Origin of the sequence: Actinokineospora spheciospongiae (assembly GCF_000564855.1) — a bacterium.
Taxonomy (GTDB): Bacteria; Actinomycetota; Actinomycetes; order Mycobacteriales; family Pseudonocardiaceae; genus Actinokineospora; species Actinokineospora spheciospongiae.
The window spans coordinates 1-21,842 of the sequence record NZ_AYXG01000153.1 but is presented as its reverse complement, the minus strand read 5'-3'; the positions used below and the strand labels follow the sequence as shown (position 1 = coordinate 21,842).

Sequence of the window (21,842 nt, the reverse complement as noted above, 5' to 3'; positions counted from 1 at the left end):
TTGGTGGGGTGGTCGGTTGCTGCGCCGGTGGGGTTCGGCGGGGCTGGTGGGCGGGTCAGCGGGTGCGTTGGGCTGGGGCGGTGAGGAGTTGCTGGTCGAGCATGCGCTCGATCTCCCCCGGTGGGCCCGCCTTGGCGAACAGCCAGCCCTGGGCGCTGTCGCAGCCGATTTCGCGGAGGCGGTCGGCTTGGGCGGAGTCCTCCACGCCCTCGGCGATGACCTGGTGGCCCAGGGCGTGGGAGAGGGAGACCAGGGTGGTGACGATGGTTTCGTCGCCGGGGTCGAGGGTGTGCGGGTTGCCGACGCCCTCCATGAACGAGCCCGCGAGCTTGATGGCGTGCACCGGCAGGTGGCGGAGGTAGGCGAGGTTGGAGTAGCCGGTGCCGAAGTCGTCGATGGCGATGCGGATGCCCAGGTCGGCCAGTTCGCGGAGGGTGCGCAGGGGGCCGCCGGTGGTGCCCATGATGGCGCTCTCGGTCAGTTCGAGCTGGATGCTCGACGGGGGGAGGCCCGCGGCGGCGATGATGGTGCTGACGTCGGCGACCAGGTCGGGTTCCTGGGTTTGGCGGGCGGCCAGGTTGACGCTGACCACCGGGGCGCGGTCGCCGTAGCGGTCGCGCCAGCGGCGGGCCTGGCCCGCGGCCTCGCGCAGGACCCAGCGGCCCAGGGCCACGATCAGGCCGGTTTCCTCGGCCAGGCCGATGAAGCGGTCCGGGCCGAGCCTGCCGAACTCCGGGTGCGCCCAGCGGACCAGGGCCTCCACCCCGGTCATGGCGCCGTCGCTGAGCCGGACGATCGGCTGGTAGTCGACGTAGAACTCCTCGCTCTCCACGGCGGCGGGCATGCGGGCGGAGAGGGTGAAGCGGGCGACCTCGCGGGCGTTGCGCTCCGGGTCGTAGGCGACCCAGCGGTTCTTCCCATCCGCTTTCGCCCAGTACAGGGTCACGTCGGCGTCGCGCATGGTCTCAGCGGGGGTGGCGTCGGCGACGGCCCGCTCGACCAGGCCGATGGAGGCGGAGACGACGAGCCGGTGGCCGCCGATGGGGATCGGTTCGGCCAGGGCGCGCAGGATGCGGCCCGCGAGGGCCTCCAGGTTCGCGCGGGTGCTGTTCTCCACCAGGACCACGAACTCGTCGCCGCCCATCCTGGCGACCATGCGGTCCTCGGCGCTGACCAGGTGGTCGAGCCGGGCGGCGATGGCGACCAGCAGCTCGTCGCCGATGTCGTGGCCCAGGCTGTCGTTGATGACCTTGAAGCCGTCGAGGTCGAGGTAGCACAGGCCGACGCGGTGGTCGTCGCCGCGGGCGAAGGCGGTGGCGAGCCGCTCGGCGAACAGGGCGCGGTTGGCCAGGCCGGTCAGCGGGTCGTGGTCGGCCTGGTGGCGCAGGCGCTGCTGGAGCTGGTGGCGCTCGGTGACGTCCTCGGCCATGGCGACCAGGAACTGCGGGACACCCACCTCGTCGCGCACCAGGCTGACCGACAGGTCGGTGCGCAGCGGGCTGCCGTCGGCGCGGCGCAGCAGCCGCTCGCCGCGGAAGTGGTCGCGCTCGCCGCTGCGCAGCGCGTCCAGGGAGTTGACCGCCTCCGGGTCCTCGTCGGGGTGGCGCAGCTCGGTGACCGGCATGTGGCGGAGCTGGGAGACCCGGTAGCCGAGCATGTCGGCCAGGGCGGCGTTGGCCTCGATCACGTGGCCGTCGGCGTCGCTGATGCAGATGCCGACCGCGGCCTGGGTGAACATGGCCCGGAAGCGGGCCTCGCTGGCCAGCAGCGCCGACTCCGCGCCGCGGCGGGCGTCCAGTGCGGCCCGGCGGATGGCCTCCTGGTCGCGGAAGATGCGGTCCTGCATGGCGGTGGTGAACCCGGCGGCGAAGGCGCCCTGGACCGCGGGCACCCGGCGGGCGGCGGTCGGGTCGCCCTCGGCGCCGACGGCGCGCAGCAGGTCCTCGCCGATCAGCCGCACGGAGGCGGCCAGCGTGCGGGCGGCGGCGAACCGCAGCTCGACCACCGCGACCCCGACCCGTTCCACCGGTTCCGGCGCGAACCGCTCGGTGCGCACGGCCTCGGCCAGCACCTCGGTGTACTCGCGCACCCGGGCGACCAGGGTGCGCTGGTCCATGCCCGCGTAACCGGTCTCGGCGAGCGCGGCCGCCCACACCTCGGCGAACGCCGAGACCCCGTCCCGTTCCGTCCCGTCCGGCACCGTGCTGCCCACCACCACTCCCTCCGCGGTCCGTCGAAGAGTTTCGCCTGTACAACGGCGGGTGGCCAGCCCGGATGCGGGATTCGCAGGTCGTTTCGCCGCTGCTCACCCACCGCGTTCAGCCGATCACATGGCGGAGTCGAGGGTAGGTGATCTTGTGGGGAGTTTTCCAGTGCGACACCGCACGTCAATGCAGCTCCCCCTACTTTCCTGCATATTCAGTGATCAATTCACACAAAAGCGTGACAAGTGGGTGGTGAACCGATAACAATCGAGATCCGGGCAGCCACTCCCTGTACAGCTGTTCGTCTCGAGGGCATTCGGAAAGGACCTCCCCATGAAGTCCACCGCTCGCGGCACCAGACGCGGCTTGGCCGCCGCGCTCGCCGCATCAGCCGTCGCCATCGGTCTCTTCGTCGCCGTCCCGCAGGCGAACGCAGGCCAGGACGGCGACGAAGCCGACCGGACCACGAACCACACCATGGGCTCGCAGATCCGCGAGCACGAGGGCGTTGACACCCGGTCGGGCGATGCCGCCGACCCCGGTGTCCAGGCCACCCTGTCCGGGATCGACGTCGCCAGCTACCAGGGCAATGTGGACTGGAAGGCGCACTGGAACGCGGGCAAGCGGTTCGCCTACGTCAAGGCGACCGAGGGCCTGACCTACAAGAACCCGTACTTCTCCCAGCAGTACACCGGTTCCTACAACGTCGGCATGATCCGGGGCGCCTACCACTTCGCCCTGCCCAACGTGTCCTCCGGCGCGCAGCAGGCCAACTACTTCGCCTCCAGCGGCGGCGGCTGGTCGCGCGACGGCAAGACCCTGCCGGGGGTCGCGGACCTGGAGTACAACCCGTACGGCGCCACCTGCTACGGCCTGTCGCAGGCGTCGATGGCGGCCTGGATTCGCGACTTCGCCAACACCTACCGGGCGCGCACCGGCCGCGACGCGGTGTTCTACACCAGCACCAGTTGGTGGTCGCAGTGCGTCGGCAGCGCCCAGGCGTTCGCGGGCACCAACCCGCTGTGGGTCGCCCGCTACAGCTCCAGCGTGGGCACGCTGCCCTACAACTGGGGCGTGTGGACGTTCTGGCAGTACACCTCGTCGCCGTTGGACACGAACTACTTCAACGGGGCGATCGACCGGCTCCAGGCGATGGCCAACGGCTGATCCGCGACCCGGGGGCCGCGGGCGCGGCTCCCGGGTCCGGTAGCTTCCGCCGCGTGATGTGGGCCTTCGTGATCACCGGCGCGGTGTCGCTGCTCGCGGGCGCGGTCACCGGGGTCGTCGGGCTCCTGCGCCGCTCGCGCGGCGAGCGGCTGTGGCTGGCGGCGACGATCCTGTTGTCGGTGGGGTTGCTCGGGCTGGTGTCGGGCTGGCTGCTGGGCGAACCGAACCCCAACCGCGGCGAGGCGCTCAAGACCGGCGGCCTCGCCGCGGGCGCCGTGGTCGCGCTGTACGCGCTGTGGCTCAACGACCGCAAGCGGCGCACCGACGAGCAGCGACACGACGTCGAGCGCCTGCGCCAGGACCTGGAGTCCGAGCGCACCCGGCACGACCGCGAGCGCGTCGCCGACGAGCGCTTCGCCAGGGCCGTGGAACTGCTGGGCAACCCGGCCGGGCAGGTGCGGGTGGGTGCGCTGCACGTGCTGGCGGGCGTCGCGCGCAGCCGCCCCGAGTACACCCAGACCGTGCTCGACGTGTGCTGCGCCTACCTGCGCTGGCCGTTCGACCGGTCCGGCGCGGTGGACCTCGGCGAGCAGCAGGTGCGGCTGACCGCGCAGCGGGTGATCGCCGACCTGCTGCCCAGGACCGCCGACGAGACGCCGGGGACGCCGCACTACGACCTCAACCTGACCGGCGCCGACCTGCAGTACTTCGACATCTCCGAGCGCGTCGTCGGCGAGCTGACCCTGCGGCGCGCGAACCTGCACGAGTCGAACTCGCTGTGGAGCTGCCACGTGCACGGCGACGCCTGGTTCACCGCCGCGCGCAGCCACGGCATCCTGCACGCCGACGACGTGGTCTTCGAGCGCAAGGCGTGGTTCAGCGGCTTCACGGCCGACTCGCGCGTCCGGTTGGCCCGGGTCAGGTATCTGGGCCCGACGAAGTTCGACGGCGCGCGCTTCCCCGGAGCCCCCGGGATCGGCGAAGATTCCCCCGGTTGACGGGGAACCGGAACGCGCCGGGTCCCGTCCACCACTGTCGAGGAGTTCCGACCCCTGGGGGTGGCAGGTGGCGTTCTACGGCGACCCGGACGAGCTGGACCGGTTGGCGGGGCAGATCGAGCAGCGGGCCGAGGAGGTCCGCAAGCACGGCCGGGACATGGACACCCAGGCGCGGGGGATGCGGTGGAAGTCCATCGCCGCCGACCGCTGCCGGGAGACCATCGCCGCCGACCGCAAGAAGCTCGACGCCACCGCGGACAAGCTGGACGCCGCCGCCGCGGCGCTGCGGCAGCACGCGCAGCAGGTGCGCGAGCTGATCGCCGCGATCAAGCGGATCGGCGAGCAGGTCGTGAACTGGTTCAACGGGGCCATCGACCGGTTCAACCAGGCCGTGGAGAGCTTCAAGAACGCCGTGGCCGACGTGGCCCGCGGGGTGGGCGACGCGCTCGGCTTCGGTGGGGACTCCCCGCAGCCGCCCCGGCCGCCGTGGGAGGGCTGGAAGTACCAGCCGAACAGCCTGCCGCCGTTCGGCGACAAGCAGTGGCTCGACGTGGGCGAGTACATGCGGGCCCAGGGCGTGGCGTCCTAGTGCCCGCCGCCACCGACCAGCCGGTCACCGCCCCGCACCGGTTGGTGCTGACCGCGGCGGAGTACGCCTTCCTGGTCGCCGAGTCGGGGTTCGACCTGCCGCCGGAGTGGGCGCCCGCACCGGACATCACCACCGGGGCCGAGGCCGCGGCGCTGCTCGACCGGGGCATGCTGCGCGGCTCCGGCGACCTGACCACGGTGCACCCGTCGGTGGAGGCGAACCTGCGGGTGCTCGCCGCGCCGCGGATCATGATCGACACCACCGCCACCGTCGGCGCCCGCGGCTCGCGCAGCCTGCACGCGTTCAACGGCGCGCTCGGGGCGTCGCTGTTCCTGCTGCCGGAGGCGGCGGTGGAGCTGTCGCTGTTCGCCGCGGTCGACCTGGGCCGCGAGCTGGTGCGGGCGGTCCCGGCGTGGCAGGCGGGCGGGTTCGGGTCGCTGCTGGACGACCCCGTGACCGAGGCGCCGCTGCGCGGGAGCGTGCCGCTGGACGCGCTGCACGAACTCGGCATCGCCGACCTGATGCGCGAGGCCGACCCCGGCGCCGCCGCGCACGTCCTCGACGTGCTCAGGCTGCCGGAGGCGGAGGCGGCGTTCGCCCAGGAGGTCGTGCGCCGCACCGACGGCGTGCTGCGCTGCCTGGCGACCGCGGTGGTCCACGCGAGCAGCGACCGGCCCCAGGTGCGGTCGGCCCAGTTGACCTGGCTGCACAGCGACACCGGCTGGGTGGGCATCCGCCCGGCCGCGGTCGGCACGGACCGGCGGCTCGTCGAGCTGGCGCCGGTGGAGCGGGACGAGATCGGGGTCTGGCTGGCCCCCTACGTGGCGGAGGCACTGACATGACCGGCCCCGGAGTCACCAACCTGAACGTCGAGGGCGGCGCGGGCGGCAGCGACGCGGTCTACGAGGACCTCGCGGCCATGGGCGGGCTGACCGACGACGTCGCGGGCCAGACGCTGACGATCGCCATGACCAGCCACCGCTACCTCGCCGACGCCGACGTCGTCGCCTCCGGCATCCTCAACCCGGCCGGGCTGGTCCGGTTCGAGGGCGCGCTGCTCGGCGCGCTGGACGGCCCCAGCGGGCTCACCGCGACCTCGGCCGCCATCGGCCTGCGCGGACTGGCGCTGCAGGCGACGAACCAGGCCTACCAGCTCACCGACGACCTCAACGCCCAGGCGCTGGCGGCGGGCCGCTGGCTGGCCGGTGCGGCGATCGGCTCCACCGGCCTGCTCGGCACCGCCGCCGCGGCCGGGGGCACCGCCGCGGTGATCGCCGCCGACGTGCACCTCAACTACGACGGCGACTGGCAGCGCTGGCTGGTCGAGCACCCCGGCATGGTCGACACCCTGCTCGGGATGACCCCGGGCACGCTGAGCGCGATGGGCTTCCCGAGCACCCTGGGCTCGCTCACCGGCCTGATCGCCGACGCCTACCCCGACGGCGACGCGCAACTGCTGGACAAGGGCACCGCCACCGACCCGCGCGCCACCACCCCGCCCGGCGGCCTCGGCGACCTCATCGACGGCCTGGACTTCCGCAACTCGGAGAACTCCGACGTGCGCGGCGAGGGGTCCAACATCGACGTCAAGGCGGTGAAGGACGCGAACGGCAACATCACCGGCTACATCGTCGACGTTCCGGGCACCAACGTGTGGAACCTGCCCGGCGGCGACAAGGGCAGCGCGAACGACTTCGGCGTCAACGTCGACGGCATGGCGGGCAACGAGACGGTGCTGCAAAAGGGCATCGACCAGGCGCTGCAACGCGCGGGCGTCCCGGCCGACGCGCCGGTCATGCTGGTCGGGCACAGCCAGGGCGGCATCATCGCCGCCCGCGCCGCCAACGACTTCGTGACCAATGGCCAGTACAACGTCACGCACGTGATCACCGCGGGCTCACCGGTCGGCAACATCCCGGTCCCCGACAGCGTGCAGGTGCTGTCGCTGGAGAACAACGGCGACGTGGTCCCGCACCTCGACGCCCGCGACAACCCGGCCACGGACAACCGCACCACGGTCACCTTCGACAACCAGACCGGCACCGCGGGCGGCAACCACGCCATCAGCGGCCCCGACGGGCAGGACGCCAACTACGAGGCGGCGGCCCGCCAACTCGACGGCAGCACCGACCCGTCGGTCGTCCGCTTCCGCGACGGCCTGGGGAACTTCACCGGGGGAACCTCGGTGGACACGCACCAGTACAAGGTGGAACGCAAGCAGTGAAGAAGCGCGCGGCGTCGGTCCTGGCGGGTCTGCTGCTGGCGGCGGGCTGCACCGAATCCCAGCCCGCCGAGGTCCCGGCCGACTTCGAGGGCGCCGTGCGCGCCCTGCTCGCCGACGCCACCTTCGGCGCCCGCACCTGCGGTGCCGCGCTGGACGCCGACCCGGGCAGCAAGGTCTTCGCCTGGGCGGACGCCGCGCTGCCCGCCACCGGGGTCGACCGGCTGCGGGCGGCGGCGGTCGCGGCGGGCTGGCAGCCGCAGGTGACCGACCGCTACGCCCTCGCCCTCACCGGCCGGGACAACCGCAGGCTGGCGGTCACCCTGGACGGCGACCGGGCCACGGTCCGCGCCGAGTCGAACCGGTGCAGCACCCAACCCACCGAGGCCCTGCCCGACGACGCGTTCTCCCGCCCGGAGCCGACCGACGCGCAGCGGGCGGCGCTGACCGCGGTGTTCCCGCCCGCGCGGGACCTGGCCCTGCGGTTCGCCGCGGCCGCTGGGGTGGACCTGGACGCGGCGCTGTTCCCGGTCGATACGGACGAGCCGCCGCCCGCCTGGCTGACCACCTGCCAGGATGGCGACCGGTTCGGCCTGCGCCTGGCCGCCGACACCAGCACGACCCTGCCCGAGTCGACCGACGTCCCACCGGTGCACGAGCGACTGGTCGCCGCGGTCCGGGAGGGCTGGTCGGTCAAGCCCAAGCTGGCCGGGCAGCGCTCCTGGGTCGACGCGGAGCAGGTCATCGCGGGCCACCCGGTGACCGTGTCGTCGTTCCTGGACAAGCGGACGTCGACCTCCGGGCAGACCACCGTGCAGTTCGACGTGCGGGTGGCCATGGCCGACTGCGTCCCGCCCGGCTGAGCGTGCGGCCGATCACGGCCGTAGGCTGCGCAAACGTGCCCACGCTCGCTGATTACCCCCAGATCGCCGCAGGCAAGGTCCGCGAACTGCACGCGATCGACGACGACCACCTGCTGCTGGTCGCCTCGGACCGCATGTCCGCCTACGACTTCGTGCTGGAGTCGGAGATCCCGGACAAGGGTCGCGTCCTGACCGCGATGAGCGTCTTCTGGTTCGAACTGCTCGCCGACCTCGTCCCCAACCACCTGGTGGCCTGGGACGACGAGCGCATCCCGGCCGAGGTGCGCGGTCGCGCGCTGGTGGTGCGGCGGCTGGAGATGCTCCAGGTCGAAGCCGTCGCCCGCGGCTTCCTGGCGGGCTCGGGCACCCTGGACTACAACCGCACCGGGTCGGTCTGCGGCATCGCCCTGCCCCCCGGCCTGGTCGAGGGCTCCCGCCTCCCGGAACCCATCTTCACCCCCGCGACGAAGGCCCCGGTCGGCGAGCACGACGAGAACGTCGACTACGCCGCCGTGGTCGCCGAGATCGGCCCCGAGCTGGCCGCGGAGGTCCGCGCGCTGACCCTCGCGGTCTACGGCCGCGCCGCCGCGCACGCCGAGACCCGCGGGGTGATCCTGGCCGACACCAAGTTCGAGTTCGGCCTCCGCGACGGTCAGGTCGTCCTGGGCGACGAGGTGCTGACGCCGGACTCCTCGCGCTACTGGCCGGTCGACACCTGGGTGCCCGGCGCGGCCCAGCCCTCGTTCGACAAGCAGTACGTCCGCGACTGGCTGACCTCCCCCGAGTCGGGCTGGGACCGCGCCTCCGACACCCCGCCGCCCGCCCTGCCCGCCGAGGTCGTCGCGGCCACCCGGTCGCGCTACGTCCAGGCCTACGAGCAGGTCACCGGACGCGATTTCGCGGACTGGATCGCCTAGGTCACCGTCCGCGACACCTCGGGTACACCCCGGTGCGGTGTCCTGGGTGTCGTGACGGCCCGACTGCTGGTCTCCCTGTCCGGTGTCGACCCCCGGACCCTGTCCTCCTGCGCCGACCTCGCCGAAGCCCTCGACACCCGCGGCGTTCCGCTGACCCTGCTCGTCGCCCCCCGGCTGACCACCCCCGACACCCTCGCCTGGATTCGCACCCGCACCTCCGACGCGGTCCTGATGCACGGCTCCGACCACGCCGCCAACCCCGGCGTGGTGCGCCGGGGCCGCAGGCCGGAGTTCGCCGCCCTGCCCGCCCACGAGGCGGGCCTGCGGCTGACCGCGGCCATGGCCGCGATGGAACGGGCCGGTCTCACCGCCGACGGCTTCGCGGGCCCCCGCTGGCTGGCGTCCCCCGGCACCAGGACCGCGCTGCGCGCCCGGGGCTTCCGCCTGTGCGCGGACGCCCTGGCCGTCCACGACCTGCGCACCGGTGAGGCCCACCGCGCGAAGGTCCAGTCGCTGGGCCACCGGGACACCCCGGGCCGCCGGGAGAGCACGGAAACCCTCCGCTGCTTCGCCCTGGTCCTCGCCGCCGCCCGCACCACCCGCCGCCAGGCCACCCTCCGCCTGGCGGTGGCCGCCGCCGACCTCACCCGCCCCGGCCCCCGCCAGGCCGTCCTCGACGCGGTGGACGTCGCCCTCGGCAACAACGCCACCCCCGCCACCTACGCGGCGCTGGTCGCACCCCAGCCGATCAGGCGCTGATCACCTCCCGGCGCACGACGGAGCCCCGGTCCCCGAAGCACGGGACCGGGGCTCCGGGGTCGGGTCAGAAGGTGAGCTTCCAGGAGTTGATGAAGCCGGTGTCGCTGCTGTAGATGTCGCGGACCTGCAACTTCCAGGTGCCGTTGGCGGTCTCGCCCGCGGCGGCGGCGACCGTGTACGAGGCGATCACGTTGTCCGCCGAGTCGCTGCTGGAGGAGTTCTTGAGCCGGTAGGCGGTGCCGTCCGGGGCGATGAGGTCGATGACCAGGTCGCCGCGGTAGGTGTGGGTGATGTTGACGTCGGCCTTGAGGGTGGCCGGGGCGGTGCCTGCGACGCCCGTGGCGGTGATCGGGCTGGTCACGGCCGCGCCCGCGTCCGGGATCGGGACGTCGGTGGTGTTCTCGAACGACGGGCCGGTGCCGGTCGGGGCGCCCACGGCCTCCTTGGCGTCCACCCGGCCCTCGCCGAAGAAGTTGTTCTTCGCGGTGGTCCCGGCGCAGCGGGAGTCGGTGCAGGCGAGGTCGTCGGCCTGGGCGGCCAGCTTCGCCCGGAGCGCGGCCGGGGTGGCGGTGCGGTCGGCGGCGGCCAGCAGGGCGGCCACGCCCGCGACGTGCGGGGAGGCCATCGAGGTGCCCGACATGGCGCCGTACCCGCCGCCCGGGATGGTGGAGTAGACGTTGTCGCCCGGGGCGGCCGTGAAGACCTTGTCCGTGCCGTAGTTGGAGAACGAGGACTTGGTGTTCGACGAGGTGATCGAGGAGACGGCCACCACCGAGGGCAGCTCGGCGGGCAGGCTCAGACACGGGGTGGTGACCGGGCGGCTGACCGGGGTGGAGTCGTCCGGGCTGCTGGTGTCGGTGGTCTTGGCGGCCAGGTTGTAGTTCTGGTTGCCCGCGGCGGCCACGTTCAGCACGCCCTTGCCCTCGGCGTAGGCCACGGACCGCCGGACGCCCTCCAGGATCGCGGCCTGGTCGAGGTCGCTCGGGCAGTTGAACAGCCACGGGTCGACGTAGTAGCTGCTGTTGGTCACCTTGAAGCCCATGTCGCCGGAGAAGACGAAGGCGCAGATGGTGTTCTCCGCGTAGAACATCTGCGTCGTCGGCTCGGCGACGCGGACGGCGGCGATGGTGGTGGCCGGGGCGACGCCGACCATCCCCTTGCCGTTGCGGGCGGCGGCGACGGTGCCCGCGACGTGCGTGCCGTGGTCGCCGACCGGGCGCCAGGCCCCCGCCCGGGTGTCGAGCCTGCCGTAGGCGCAGGAGGCGGACTTGGCGGCGACGAAGTTGGCCTTGAGGTCGTAGTGCTGGTCGTCAACCCCGGTGTCGAGGATGCCGACGGTCACCGTCGGGGAACCGGGGTTGACCGCCCAGGCCTGGTCGGCGCCGATCTGGGTCATGTCGGCGCGGGCGGTCTCGGCGGCCGTGGGGGTGCTCTGGGCGGGCGCGGCGGGGATGGCCGGGTTGGCTGCGGCGGCGGGCACGTCGGTCGTCCGGGTGGCGCCGACCTGCTGGACCCCGGTCACCGCACGCATCCTGGGCGCGAAGTCGGCGGCGGCCGAGTGCGCCACGACGACGCCGATCGCGTCGTAGGAGGCGTAGACCGTGCCGCCATTGGCGCCCACGGCGGTCTTGGCGCCGCCGGTGTTGTTCGGGGCGGTGATCACCAGGTAGGAGCGCAGTCCCGCCGCGGCGGCGTTCGCCGTGGCAGGACTGGTCGGGGCGGCGACCGCAGGTGTCGCGGGCACGGCGATCAGTCCGACCCCGAGCGCGACGGCGGTGGCCGCGCGGCGGAGCCGGGAGTGGGAACGCAGGAACACGATGTCCTCCGGACGACTCTGGGGGCGTTCCCGGGCCGGGCAGCCCGGGGCAGGGCGCCCCGTCACACCAGCAGACGGCGGCACGGGCCGCGCGGGACGCCCGGGATCGGAAAAACCCCCGGATTCACCCGACCCGGTGGATCAGACCGCCGTGGTCTCCCGCGGTGCCAGCACCTTCACCTCGGCGCCCTCGGGGGCCAGGCCCGCGAACCGGTGGTGCGACATGTCGATCCCGGCCCGGCTGAGGGTCTGCTCGTGGATGGGCACCGCGACCCGGGGCGCGACGGCGCGGAAGAACTCGACCGCGTCGCCGAGCTTCAACCAGGGGGCGCCGGTGGGCAGGCCGAGGACGTCGACCGGCCGGTCGGGCACGAAGAACGAGTCGCCCGGGTGGTAGAACGCGCCGCCGTCGACCAGGTAGCCCAGGTTCGGCGGGACCTCGACCTCCGGGTGGATCTCGGCGTGCGCACCGCCGACGACGTCGACCCGCGCCCCGCCCAGCTCCAGCCCGTCACCGGGGCGCACGGTGCGCCCGGTCAGCCCGGACTTGGCGGCCTCGGTGGCGGAAGCGGCGTCGAGGACCAGCTCCGCGTGCGGGTTGGCCGCCATCAGCTCGGCCAGCCGGGGGCCGTCGAGGTGGTCGGCGTGCATGTGGGTGACCAGCACGGCGTCGAGGTCGCGCAGGTCTTCGAAACCGGAGGAGAACGCCCCGGGGTCGATGAGCAGCGCCGCCGAACCGGTCTCCAGCAGCACACACGAGTGCCCGAAGTGCGTCACCTTCACACCGGTCATGGTATCGCCACCCGGGCTTACCGCTGGGTAGCTTGGAGGCATGACCAGCGTGCAGTCGAAGCAGACCACTTTCGAGTCGCTCAACCCGGCCACGGACGAGGTGGTGGGCACCCACCCGGTCCACACGGCCGAGGAGGTGCGGGCCGCCGTGCGCCGCGCCGAGACCGCCGCCGCGTGGTGGGAGTCGCTGGGCTTCGCGGGCCGGGCCGAGCGGTTGCAGCGCTGGAAGGGCACCATGACCCGGCGCGCGGCGCAGCTCGCGGACGTGGTGCACGCCGAGACCGGCAAGCCGCACGCGGACGCGATGCTGGAGATCATCCTCGCCATCGACCACACGGCGTGGGCGGCGAAGAACGCCAAGAAGGTGCTCGGCCCGCACCGCCGCTCACCCGGCCTGCTCATGTCGAACCAGGCGGCGTCGGTGGAGTACCACCCGCTGGGCGTCGTCGGGGTGATCGGGCCGTGGAACTACCCGGTGTTCACGCCGATGGGGTCGATCGCGTACGCGCTGGCCGCGGGCAACGCCGTGGTGTTCAAGCCCAGCGAGTACACCCCCGGTGTGGGTGAGTGGCTGGTGCGCACGTTCGCCGAGGCGGTGCCGGAGCAGCCGGTGCTGCAACTGGTCACCGGCTACGGCGAGACCGGCGCGGCGCTGTGCCGGGCGGGGGTCGCGAAGATCGCCTTCACCGGCTCGCCCGCCACCGGCCGCAAGATCATGGCCGCCTGCGCGGAGACGCTGACCCCGGTGCTGATCGAGGCGGGCGGCAAGGACGCCATGCTGGTCGACGCGGACGCCGACGTCGACGCCGCCGCCGACGGCGCGGTCTGGGGCGGGATGTCCAACGCGGGCCAGACCTGCACCGGCATCGAGCGCGTCTACGTGCACGAGAAGGTCTACGACCGGTTCGTCGCCGCGGTCACCGAGAAGGCGGGCGCGGTCCGCCCCGGCTACGACGACTCGGCCGCCATCGGCCCGATCACCATGCCCGCGCAGCTCGCCATCATCCGCCGCCACATCACCGAGGCGCTGGCGGCCGGTGGGCGGGCCGTGGTCGGCGGCGCCGACTCGGTGGGCGACAAGTACGTGCAGCCCACGGTGCTGGTGGACGTGCCGGAGGACGCGTCGGCGGTCCGCGAGGAGACCTTCGGGCCGACGCTGACCATCGCCAAGGTCCGGGACATGGACGAGGCGGTGGCCAAGGCCAACGACTCCAAGTACGGCCTGGGCGGTTCGGTGTTCGCCAAGGCGCGGGGCATGGAGCTGGCCAGGAAGCTGCGCAGCGGGATGACCTCGGTCAACTCGGTGATCAGCTTCGCCGGGGTGCCGTCGCTGCCGTTCGGCGGCAGCGGCGACTCCGGCTTCGGCCGCATCCACGGCCCGGAGGGGCTGCGCGAGTTCGGCCGGGCCAAGGCCATCACCCGGCAGCGGTTCACCGCACCGCTGACGCTGACCTCGTTCGCCCGGGGCGCCAAGGTCGACGCCCAGGTGGCGAAGCTGATCACGCTCCTGCACGGCAGGCGCCGCTGACGGCCGTTTCCGACGGAAACACCACGCGTCGGCTTGTTCCGGCGGGAACAAGCGGAAGGCCCCCGACCTGGTCCAGGTCGGGGGCCTTCCGCTTGGCTGATCAGCCGAACAGGGCGGGCAGGGTGCCCTCCCAGGCCTCGCGGAGCTCGGGCAGCGGGATGGTGGCGATGTCCTGCAACTCCAGCGCGTCCGACTCGGGGTCGACCACCCCGGTGCGGCGGACCGGCAGGCCCCTGGCGACGCACATCTCGGTGAACCGCAGCTCCTCCGAGCGCGGCACCGCCACCAGGACGCGGCCCGCGGACTCGCTGAAAAGCTGCACGAACGGGTCCTGGTCCTGGTCGAGGAAGACGCGGGCGCCGACCTCGCCGATCAGGCACGCCTCGACCAGGGTCTGCGCCAGTCCGCCGTCGGACAGGTCGTGCGCGGCGGAGACCATGCCGTCGCGGGAACCCGCGAGCAGCACGTCGGCCAGCACCTTCTCCCGGGCCAGGTCGACCTTCGGCGGGGTGCCGCCGAGGTGGCCGTGCACCTCGTGCGCCCACTCGGAGCCGCCGAACTCGTCGCGGGTGTCGCCGAGCAGCAGCAGCGTCTCGCCCGCCTCGGCGCCGATCCCGGTGGGGATGCGGCGGCGGACGTCGTCGATGACGCCGAGGACGCCGACCACCGGGGTGGGCAGGATCGCCGTGGTGCCGGTCTGGTTGTAGAAGCTGACGTTGCCGCCGGTGACCGGGATGCCCAGTTCCTTGCAGCCCTCGGCCAGCCCGCGCACCGCCTGCTCGAACTGCCACATGACCGCCGGGTCCTCCGGCGAGCCGAAGTTGAGGCAGTTGGTGACCGCGAGCGGGGTGGCGCCGGAGACGGCGACGTTGCGGTACGCCTCGGCCAGCGCGAGCTGGGTGCCGGTGTACGGGTCGAGCTTGACGAACCGGCCGTTGCAGTCGGTGGCCAGGGCGACGCCGCGCCCGGTCTCCTCGTCGACCCGGATCATGCCGGAGTCCGACGGCTGGGCGAGCACGGTGCCGCCGCGCACGTAGCGGTCGTACTGCTCGGTGACCCAGCGCCGCGAGGCCAGGTTCGGCGAGGCGGCCATCCGCAGCACCAGCGCGCGCAGCTCGTCCGGTGTGGACGGTCGGGGCAGCTTCTCCGGGCCGTCGGCGACCAGCGCGTCCTGGTCGGCGGGGCGGGCGATGGGCCGGGAGTACATCGGGCCCTCGTGCGCCACCGTGCGCGGCGGCACGTCGACGACGGTCTCCCCGTGCCAGGTGATGACCAGGTTGTCGCCGTCGGTGACCTCACCGATCTCGGTGGCGATCACGTCCCACTTGGCGCACACGCGCATGAACGCGTCCACATCGGACGGTTTGACCACCGCGCACATCCGCTCCTGCGACTCGCTGGAGAGGACCTCGGCCGGGGTCATGCCGGTGGCGCGCAGCGGCACCTTCTCCAACTGCACCACCATTCCGCCGTCACCCGCGCTGGCCAGCTCGCTGGTCGCGCAGGACAGCCCGGCGCCGCCGAGGTCCTGGATGCCGACCACGATGCCCTCGCGGAACAGCTCCAGGCAGCACTCGATGAGCACCTTCTCGGTGAACGGGTCGCCGACCTGCACGGCGGGCAGCTTCTTGCGACCGGTGCCGCCCTCGTCGCCGGAGAAGGTCTCGCTCGCCAGCACGGACACGCCGCCGATGCCGTCGAGGCCGGTGCGGGCGCCGAACAGGATCACCTTGTTGCCGGTGCCGGTGGCGTGCGCCAGGTGCAGGTCCTCGGCGCGCATCGCGCCGACGCACAGCGCGTTGACCAGCGGGTTGCCCTGGTAGGAGCTGTCGAACACGACCTCGCCGCCGATGTTGGGCAGGCCGAGGGAGTTGCCGTAGCCGCCGACGCCCGCGACGATCCCGGGCAGCACCCGCCGGGTGTCGGGGTGGTCCGGGGCGCCGAAGCGCAGCGGGTCCATCACCGCCAGCGGGCGGGCGCCCATCGCCATGATGTCGCGCACGATGCCGCCGACGCCGGTCGCCGCGCCCTGGTAGGGCTCGACGTAGGACGGGTGGTTGTGCGACTCCAGCTTGAAGGTGACCGCCCAGCCGTCGCCGATGTCGACCACCCCGGCGTTCTCGCCGATGCCCGCGAGCATCTTGGCCTGCATCTCCGGCGTGGTGTTCGCCGACCAGTGCCGCCAGTGCACCTTGGAGGACTTGTAGGAGCAGTGCTCGCTCCACATCACCGAGTACATGGCCAGCTCGGCGTCGGTGGGGCGGCGGCCCAGGATCTCGCGGACGCGGGCGTACTCGTCGTCCTTGAGGCCCAGCTCGCGGTAGGGCTGCTCCTGGTCGGGGGTGTTCTTGGCGTTGTCGACCGTGTCGATCATGAGGCCACCACACTGTCGAGGGCGGACAGGAACATGCCGAGGCCGTCGTCGGACGGGCCGGTCAGCGCGTCGATGGCGTGCTCGGGGTGCGGCATCAGGCCGACGATCCGCCCGGTCTTGTCGCTGATCCCGGCGATGGCGCCGAGCGAGCCGTTGGGGTCGTCGCCGAGGTAGCGGAACACCACCCGGCCCTCGCCCTCCAGCTCGTCCACAGTGGACCGGGGAGCGGCGAACCGGCCGTCCTGGTTCTTCAACGGGATGATGATCTCCGCGCCCGGCTCGTACCGCGAGGTCCAGGCGGTGGTGTTGTTCTCCACCTTGAGCCACTGGTCCTTGCAGACGAAGTGCAGCCCGGCGTTGCGCAGCAGCGCGCCCGGCAGCAGGCCCGCCTCGCACAGCACCTGGAAGCCGTTGCAGATGCCCAGCACCGGCATCCCCCCGCGAGCGGCGTCGATCACCTCACCCATGACGGGGGCGAACCGGGCGATGGCACCGGCGCGCAGGTAGTCGCCGTAGGAGAAGCCGCCGGGCAGCACCACCGCGTCGACACCGCGCAGGTCGGCGTCGCCGTGCCACAGCGGCACCGCCTCGGCGCCGCTCGCGGCGATCGCGCGCAGCGTGTCGGTGTCGTCGAGGGTGCCGGGGAAGGTGACCGCCCCGACCCTCACGACTGCACCCGCCGGACCACGAAGTCCTCCACGACGGGGTTGGACAGGAAGCCCTCGGCGATCTTCGCCAGCGTGGCGTCGTCGACCGAGTCGTCGACCTCCAGCTCGAAGTGCTTCCCCTGACGGACATCGGACACGCCGTCGAACCCCAGGCGGGGCAGCGCGCGCGCGACGGCTTGTCCCTGGGGGTCGAGGATCTCCGGCTTGGGCATGACGTCGACGACGACTCGGGGCACGGCTGGCTGCTCCTGAATTTCGCGGGGCCGGTACCGCAGAAGCGTACCTGACCTGGGGGTTCACTCTTCCGACCCGGCCGCCCGACGGTGACGCGCACCACCGACACCCTGCTGGGACAACACCAGTGAACGCCCGCTCAGCACCCGGGCGCCACCTCCCGCGCCCGACATCACTCGAACGTGCGTTCGATGTTCGCTGCCGGCGAGAAGACTGGCGTGCCCGCCGGTGCCCGGGACAGGGTGAGGGCATGCGACTCCTTGTTCTGGGTGGGACGCGGTTCCTCGGCCGCGCGGTGGCGGCCGAGGCGGTGACGCGCGGGCACGAGGTCGTGTGCGCTGCCCGCGGGCTGGCCGGGGACGTGCCCCCCGGGGCCCGGCTGGTGAAGGTGGACCGGGACGCCCCGGACGGGCTGGCCCCGCTGGCGGGCGAGCGGTTCGACGCCGTCGTCGACGTCGCGCCGATCTCCTACGACTGGGTGAGCCGGGCGCTGGAGGCGCTGGCCGACCGGGTCGGGCACTGGTCGTTCGTGTCCTCGGTCAGCGCGTACGCGGACTTCGGCGTCCCGCCGACCGGGGTGGGCGACCCGCTGCTGCCCCCGCGCGCCGAGCACGGCAGCCGCGACACCCTCGGCGACGACCCGGACCGGTACGGCTCGATCAAGGTGGCCAGCGAGAACGCGGTGCTGCGGGCGGCCGGGGCGGACCGGTCGTTCGTGGTGCGCGCCGGGTTGATCACCGGGCCGGGCGACGAGTCCGACCGGTTCGGCCACTGGCCCGCGCGGCTGGCCCGCGGCGGCCGGGTGGTGGTGCCCGACACCGACCTGCGGACCCAGTACGTGGACGTGCGCGACCTCGCGGCCTGGATCGTCGACGCCGGGGAGAAGGGCACCACCGGGGTGTACGACGGCATCGGGCCCTCCGGCGCGCTGCTCGACCTGCTGTCCGACGTCGCCGAGGCGGTGGGCGGCGACGTGGAGTTCGTCCGGGTGCCCGAGGAGCGGCTGGCCGAGCTGCGGGTCGCGCCGTGGGGCGGGCCGCGCTCGCTGCCGCTGTGGCTGCCCGCCACGCACCGGTACATGACCGCCCGCGACGCCGGGCCTGCGCTGGCCGCCGGGTTGACACCGCGGGCGCTGGTGGACGCGGTGGCGGGCGCCCTGGACCGGGAGCGGGAACTGGGCCTCGACCGGGAGCGCAAGGCCGGGCTGTCCCGGGCGGAAGAGGAGGAGGTCCTGGCCGCGCTGGGCGGGTCCGCGGGGGAGTGAGGCTGTCCCCCGGCGCCGGGAAGGGGCAGGATCAGGGGTGATGTCCCCGGTGGCGAGGAGGCCGACGTGGCGGTTCGGGAATCGTTCGACTACGTCGTCGTGGGGGCGGGGAGCGCGGGCTGCGTGCTCGCGGCCCGGCTGAGCGAGGACCCCGGCACCTCGGTGCTGCTGCTGGAGGCGGGCGGGCCGGACGACGCCGACGAGCTGCACATCCCGGCCGCGTTCTCGTCGCTGTTCAAGACCAGGTGGGACTGGAACTACGAGACCGTCGAGCAGAAGCACCTGGGCGGGCGCTCGGCGTACTGGCCGCGCGGCAAGACCCTCGGCGGCTGCTCGTCGATGAACGCGATGATCTACATCCGGGGCAACCGGGCCGACTACGACACCTGGCGCGACGCGCACGGCGCCACCGGCTGGGGCCACGACGACGTGCTGCCGTACTTCACCAGGGCCGAGCGCAACACCCGGCTCGGCGGCCCGCTGCACGGCACCGACGGCCCGCTGCACGTGGAGGACCGCCGCTACACCCACGAGCTGACCACCGCCTGGGTGGAGGCCGCGGTCGCCTCCGGGCTCAAGCGCAACGACGACTTCAACGGCGCCGAGCAGGAGGGCGTGGGCCTCTACCAGGTCACCTGCCACCGGGGCCGCCGCTGGTCGACCGCCGACGCGTACCTGCGGCCCGCGCTGGGGCGCAAGAACCTGACCGTGCGCACCGGCGCGCTGAGCACCCGCGTGGTCCTCGACGGCGGCCGCGCGGTCGGCGTCGAATACCTCAGCGGTGGGCAGACGTCGGTGGTGCGCGCCGAGCGGGAGGTGCTGCTCTCCGGCGGGGCGGTCAACTCCCCGCAGTTGCTGATGCTCTCCGGCATCGGGCCCGCCGAGCACCTGCGCGAACTGGGCATCGACGTGGCGGTGTCGCTGCCGGGCGTCGGGGAGAACCTGCACGACCACCCGGCGTCCCCGGTCATCTGGACCACCAGGGGCACCAGCGACATGACCGACTTCGTCACCCCCGGCAGGCTCCTGCAGTGGCAGGCCCTCGGCCGCGGCCCGCTGTCGTCCAACATCGGCGAGGGCGGCGGCTTCGTGCGCACCCGCGACGGCCTCGACGCCCCGGACATGCAGTTCCACGTGGCGCCGACCATGTTCTACGACAACGGCATGCGCGAGCCCACGGCCAAGGGCTTCACCTCCGCCACCACCCTGGTCGCCCCGAAGAGCCGGGGCACCCTGCGGCTGCGGTCGGCCGACCCGCGCTGGCGCCCGCTGATCGACCCGGCCTACTACGCCGACCCGGCGGACCTGGAGGCGACCATCGCCGCCACCCGCATGCTGCGGGACATCGCCCGGCAGCCGAGCATCGGCCGCTACCTGGTCTCCCCGTTCCTGCCCGACCGGGCGGACGACCTGTCCGACTCGGAGCTGGCCGACCACATCCGCACCTGGACGCAGACCCTGTACCACCCGGTCGGCACCTGCTCGATGGGCACCGGCGAGACCGCGGTCGTCGACCCGGCCCTGCGGGTCAACGGCGTCGAGGGCCTGCGCGTGGTCGACGCCTCGGTCTTCCCGCTCATCCCGCGCGGCAACACCAACGCCCCGACGATCATGCTGGCGGAGAAGGCGGCCGACCTGATCCGGTCCTGACCGCTCAGCCCCACTCGTCAACGGCGACCGGGTCGCCGACCGCCACCGCGCCCGGCGCCAGCACGGCGAGCTTGGCGCCGAAGCTGACCCGGTTGTCGAACTCCGGTTCGCGGCGGTAGGCGGCCAGGGTGCGCACGGGCTCCGGCCCGGACCGGACCCCGGTGCGCTGGTCGACGGTGGGCACCGCGCAGCGGATCGCCCTGGTCGAGTAGCCCAGGGTGGCGCTGCCCACGCGCAGGCGGCGCACCCGGTCCTCGGTGTGCGGTTCGGCCCAGCCGGTGACGACGACGTTGGGGCGGAAGCGGTCCATCGGCACCGGGGCGGCGCCGGTGGCCGCGATCCGCCCGTTCAGCGAGTCCAAAGAGGACTCCGAGGTGAGCAGCAGGGCGTGCGCGTCGCCGAAGCCGACCTTGCCCGGGTGCAGCCCCCAGCCGTCGCGGTCGTGCTCCGGGGTGACCCGGACCAGCCGCACCGCGGCACCGAGCACCTCCGAGCACCACTCGGCCGCCCGCTCACCCTGGTCGACGCCTTCACCGAACCAGTGCCCGAAGAGGCTGACCGCCCGGCGCGGCCCGTCGGGGGTGATCTCGATCTCCACGTCGGTGCCGCCCGCGGCCAGCCGCAGGCCACCGGGCACCGGGGCGGGGCGCACCGCGGCCATCGCCGGGTGGGTCCGCTGGCTCAAGAAAACACCGTCATCAGCCGATACCACCATCAGCAACCGGTCGTCGAGCAGACCGGTCCCGGTCACCTCGGCCTCGTCGAGCGCGATCCCGGCGAAGCCCTTGACCGGGTAGTACACCAGTGCGGAAACCGTTGCCACCTCGCCAAACTACCGCGACGTGGGAGAATGGGTACCGCGAACGCGAGGGGAGGCACCCGTGCGCGCCAGGCCGGTCCTGCTTGCGGCGGCGGCCGCCGCGCTGACGGCGGCCTGCACCACCACGGTCGAGGGCGACCCCACCATGTCGGGCATCACACCCACCTCGGCCGCCCCCACCCCCACGGCCAAGGTCGTCACCCTCCTCCCCAAGCGCCTCGGCGAACCGGCGGGCATCCGCGACGACGCCCTGGGCCTGATGGTCTCCTTCCAGTTCGACAAGATCCAGGTCGACCCGAGGTGCACCGCCAAGTCCCGCACCAAGGCCACCAACGGCCACTTCGTCGCGATCACCATCACCGCCGAAACCGGCCCCAACTACGACGGCACCACCCTCACCGACCTCAACACCGCCGACTTCAAGGTCCTCGGCCCCGACAACACCCAGGACACCGACGTCCGCACCCCGGCCGCCGACAAGTGCTACCCCACCACCGACCGCCTGCCGGTGCTCAGCAAAGCGGGCAAGACCTACCGGGGCCGCATCGTGCTCGACACCCGCTTCACCACCGGCACCATCGTCTTCCGCCCCGGCACCCTGGAAGGCAACGGCGGCTGGTCCTGGGGCTTCTGAGCCCACAGGCAAAGCAGGCCGCCCCGCCCCGCCGGCGCAGCGGCCGACCAGCCACCCAAACCGGCGGCCCAGCGGCCAGCCACGCCCGACCCCACCGGCGCAGCCACCACCCACCCGGAACCCCACCGGACGCAGCCGCCGACCACCCCACCCACCGCCGGCCTGGCGGTCAGGCACTTGGAACCCCACCGTGCGCAGCCAGCGCCCATCCGCCAGCCCGGCGGCCTGGCACCTGGAACCCCACCGTGCGCAGCAGGCGACCACCCTCGCAGCCGCCGGCCCGGCTACGGATATGCCCGGGTGGGTGGATTTGCTTGGGTGGGGGAAGCGATCATGTGCAAGCC

The 21,842-nt window shown here is 73.1% G+C and carries 19 protein-coding genes; 12 read left to right on the top strand and 7 right to left on the bottom strand.

The features are described from left to right. Positions 1-55 precede the first annotated feature (55 nt). Positions 56-2,212 carry a putative bifunctional diguanylate cyclase/phosphodiesterase gene (locus tag UO65_RS20320; protein WP_233427768.1) on the bottom strand — a complete coding sequence of 719 codons (2,157 nt, stop codon included), beginning with the start codon at positions 2,210-2,212 and terminating at the stop codon, positions 56-58. Between the two features lie 325 nt (positions 2,213-2,537). Between UO65_RS20320 and UO65_RS20315 the strand changes: the two genes are divergently transcribed. The 8 genes from UO65_RS20315 to UO65_RS20280 all read left to right on the top strand — a co-directional run bounded on the left by UO65_RS20315 (position 2,538) and on the right by UO65_RS20280 (position 9,718). Next, positions 2,538-3,371 carry a lysozyme gene (locus UO65_RS20315; protein ID WP_035285034.1) on the top strand — a complete coding sequence of 278 codons (834 nt, stop codon included), beginning with the start codon at positions 2,538-2,540 and terminating at the stop codon, positions 3,369-3,371. A 56-nt stretch (positions 3,372-3,427) separates the two neighbouring features. After that, positions 3,428-4,369, top strand: a complete 942-nt coding sequence (locus tag UO65_RS20310) for a hypothetical protein (protein ID WP_052021407.1) — start codon at positions 3,428-3,430, stop codon at positions 4,367-4,369. 67 nt (positions 4,370-4,436) lie between these two features. Continuing rightward, complete coding sequence (locus UO65_RS36880; RefSeq protein ID WP_035285031.1) at positions 4,437-4,958, top strand: hypothetical protein; 522 nt, start codon at positions 4,437-4,439, stop codon at positions 4,956-4,958. Continuing rightward, a complete protein-coding gene (locus UO65_RS36875) occupies positions 4,958-5,800 on the top strand; it encodes an ESX secretion-associated protein EspG (RefSeq protein ID WP_035285024.1) in 843 nt (280 codons plus the stop codon). Before UO65_RS36880 ends, UO65_RS36875 begins: the two co-directional genes overlap by 1 nt. Next, on the top strand, positions 5,797-7,182 hold the full coding sequence (locus UO65_RS20295) for a lipase family protein (RefSeq protein WP_035285021.1): 1,386 nt from the start codon (positions 5,797-5,799) through the stop codon (positions 7,180-7,182). Before UO65_RS36875 ends, UO65_RS20295 begins: the two co-directional genes overlap by 4 nt. After that, positions 7,179-8,042: a hypothetical protein gene (locus tag UO65_RS20290; RefSeq protein WP_035285019.1), complete on the top strand. Its 864-nt coding sequence runs from the start codon at positions 7,179-7,181 to the stop codon at positions 8,040-8,042. The genes UO65_RS20295 and UO65_RS20290 overlap by 4 nt, the downstream gene beginning before the upstream one ends. 35 nt (positions 8,043-8,077) lie before the next feature. Continuing rightward, positions 8,078-8,959, top strand: a complete 882-nt coding sequence (locus UO65_RS20285) for a phosphoribosylaminoimidazolesuccinocarboxamide synthase (protein WP_035285017.1) — start codon at positions 8,078-8,080, stop codon at positions 8,957-8,959. Between the two features lie 51 nt (positions 8,960-9,010). After that, positions 9,011-9,718, top strand: a complete 708-nt coding sequence (locus tag UO65_RS20280) for a DUF2334 domain-containing protein (RefSeq protein ID WP_233427767.1) — start codon at positions 9,011-9,013, stop codon at positions 9,716-9,718. Positions 9,719-9,782: 64 nt separating this feature from the next. On the opposite strand, the gene UO65_RS20275 is transcribed toward UO65_RS20280, so the two are convergent. Then, positions 9,783-11,534 (bottom strand): S8 family serine peptidase, encoded by a 1,752-nt coding sequence (locus tag UO65_RS20275; RefSeq protein WP_052021406.1) that lies wholly within the window; start codon positions 11,532-11,534, stop codon positions 9,783-9,785. Positions 11,535-11,675: 141 nt separating this feature from the next. After that, complete coding sequence (locus UO65_RS20270; RefSeq protein ID WP_035285037.1) at positions 11,676-12,317, bottom strand: MBL fold metallo-hydrolase; 642 nt, start codon at positions 12,315-12,317, stop codon at positions 11,676-11,678. A gap of 49 nt (positions 12,318-12,366) precedes the next feature. Between UO65_RS20270 and UO65_RS20265 the strand changes: the two genes are divergently transcribed. Beyond that, a complete protein-coding gene (locus UO65_RS20265; protein ID WP_035285015.1) occupies positions 12,367-13,854 on the top strand; it encodes an aldehyde dehydrogenase family protein in 1,488 nt (495 codons plus the stop codon). A gap of 100 nt (positions 13,855-13,954) precedes the next feature. Here UO65_RS20265 and purL read toward each other — a convergent pair whose 3' ends face one another. Genes purL through purS form a run of 3 tightly spaced genes read right to left on the bottom strand, consistent with a single transcriptional unit; the run spans position 13,955 to position 17,132 of the window. Further along, complete coding sequence (purL, locus tag UO65_RS20260) at positions 13,955-16,228, bottom strand: phosphoribosylformylglycinamidine synthase subunit PurL (protein WP_035285013.1); 2,274 nt, start codon at positions 16,226-16,228, stop codon at positions 13,955-13,957. Continuing rightward, the gene (gene purQ, locus UO65_RS20255; protein WP_035285011.1) at positions 16,225-16,896 is read right to left on the bottom strand and encodes a phosphoribosylformylglycinamidine synthase subunit PurQ; all 672 of its coding nucleotides are present in this window, start codon (positions 16,894-16,896) and stop codon (positions 16,225-16,227) included. The genes purL and purQ overlap by 4 nt, the downstream gene beginning before the upstream one ends. Then, on the bottom strand, positions 16,893-17,132 hold the full coding sequence (gene purS, locus UO65_RS20250; RefSeq protein WP_035285010.1) for a phosphoribosylformylglycinamidine synthase subunit PurS: 240 nt from the start codon (positions 17,130-17,132) through the stop codon (positions 16,893-16,895). The genes purQ and purS overlap by 4 nt, the downstream gene beginning before the upstream one ends. 248 nt (positions 17,133-17,380) lie before the next feature. Between purS and UO65_RS20245 the strand changes: the two genes are divergently transcribed. Further along, positions 17,381-18,394: an NAD-dependent epimerase/dehydratase family protein gene (locus tag UO65_RS20245; RefSeq protein ID WP_035285009.1), complete on the top strand. Its 1,014-nt coding sequence runs from the start codon at positions 17,381-17,383 to the stop codon at positions 18,392-18,394. A gap of 66 nt (positions 18,395-18,460) precedes the next feature. Beyond that, entirely contained in the window at positions 18,461-20,044 is a 1,584-nt protein-coding gene (locus UO65_RS20240; RefSeq protein WP_035285007.1) for a GMC family oxidoreductase, read from the top strand. A gap of 4 nt (positions 20,045-20,048) precedes the next feature. On the opposite strand, the gene UO65_RS20235 is transcribed toward UO65_RS20240, so the two are convergent. Further along, the gene (locus UO65_RS20235; protein ID WP_035285006.1) at positions 20,049-20,867 is read right to left on the bottom strand and encodes an MOSC domain-containing protein; all 819 of its coding nucleotides are present in this window, start codon (positions 20,865-20,867) and stop codon (positions 20,049-20,051) included. A 58-nt stretch (positions 20,868-20,925) separates the two neighbouring features. Here UO65_RS20235 and UO65_RS20230 point away from each other — a divergent pair, with 58 nt between their 5' ends. After that, positions 20,926-21,498 carry a hypothetical protein gene (locus UO65_RS20230; RefSeq protein WP_035285004.1) on the top strand — a complete coding sequence of 191 codons (573 nt, stop codon included), beginning with the start codon at positions 20,926-20,928 and terminating at the stop codon, positions 21,496-21,498. Positions 21,499-21,842: the final 344 nt, after the last annotated feature.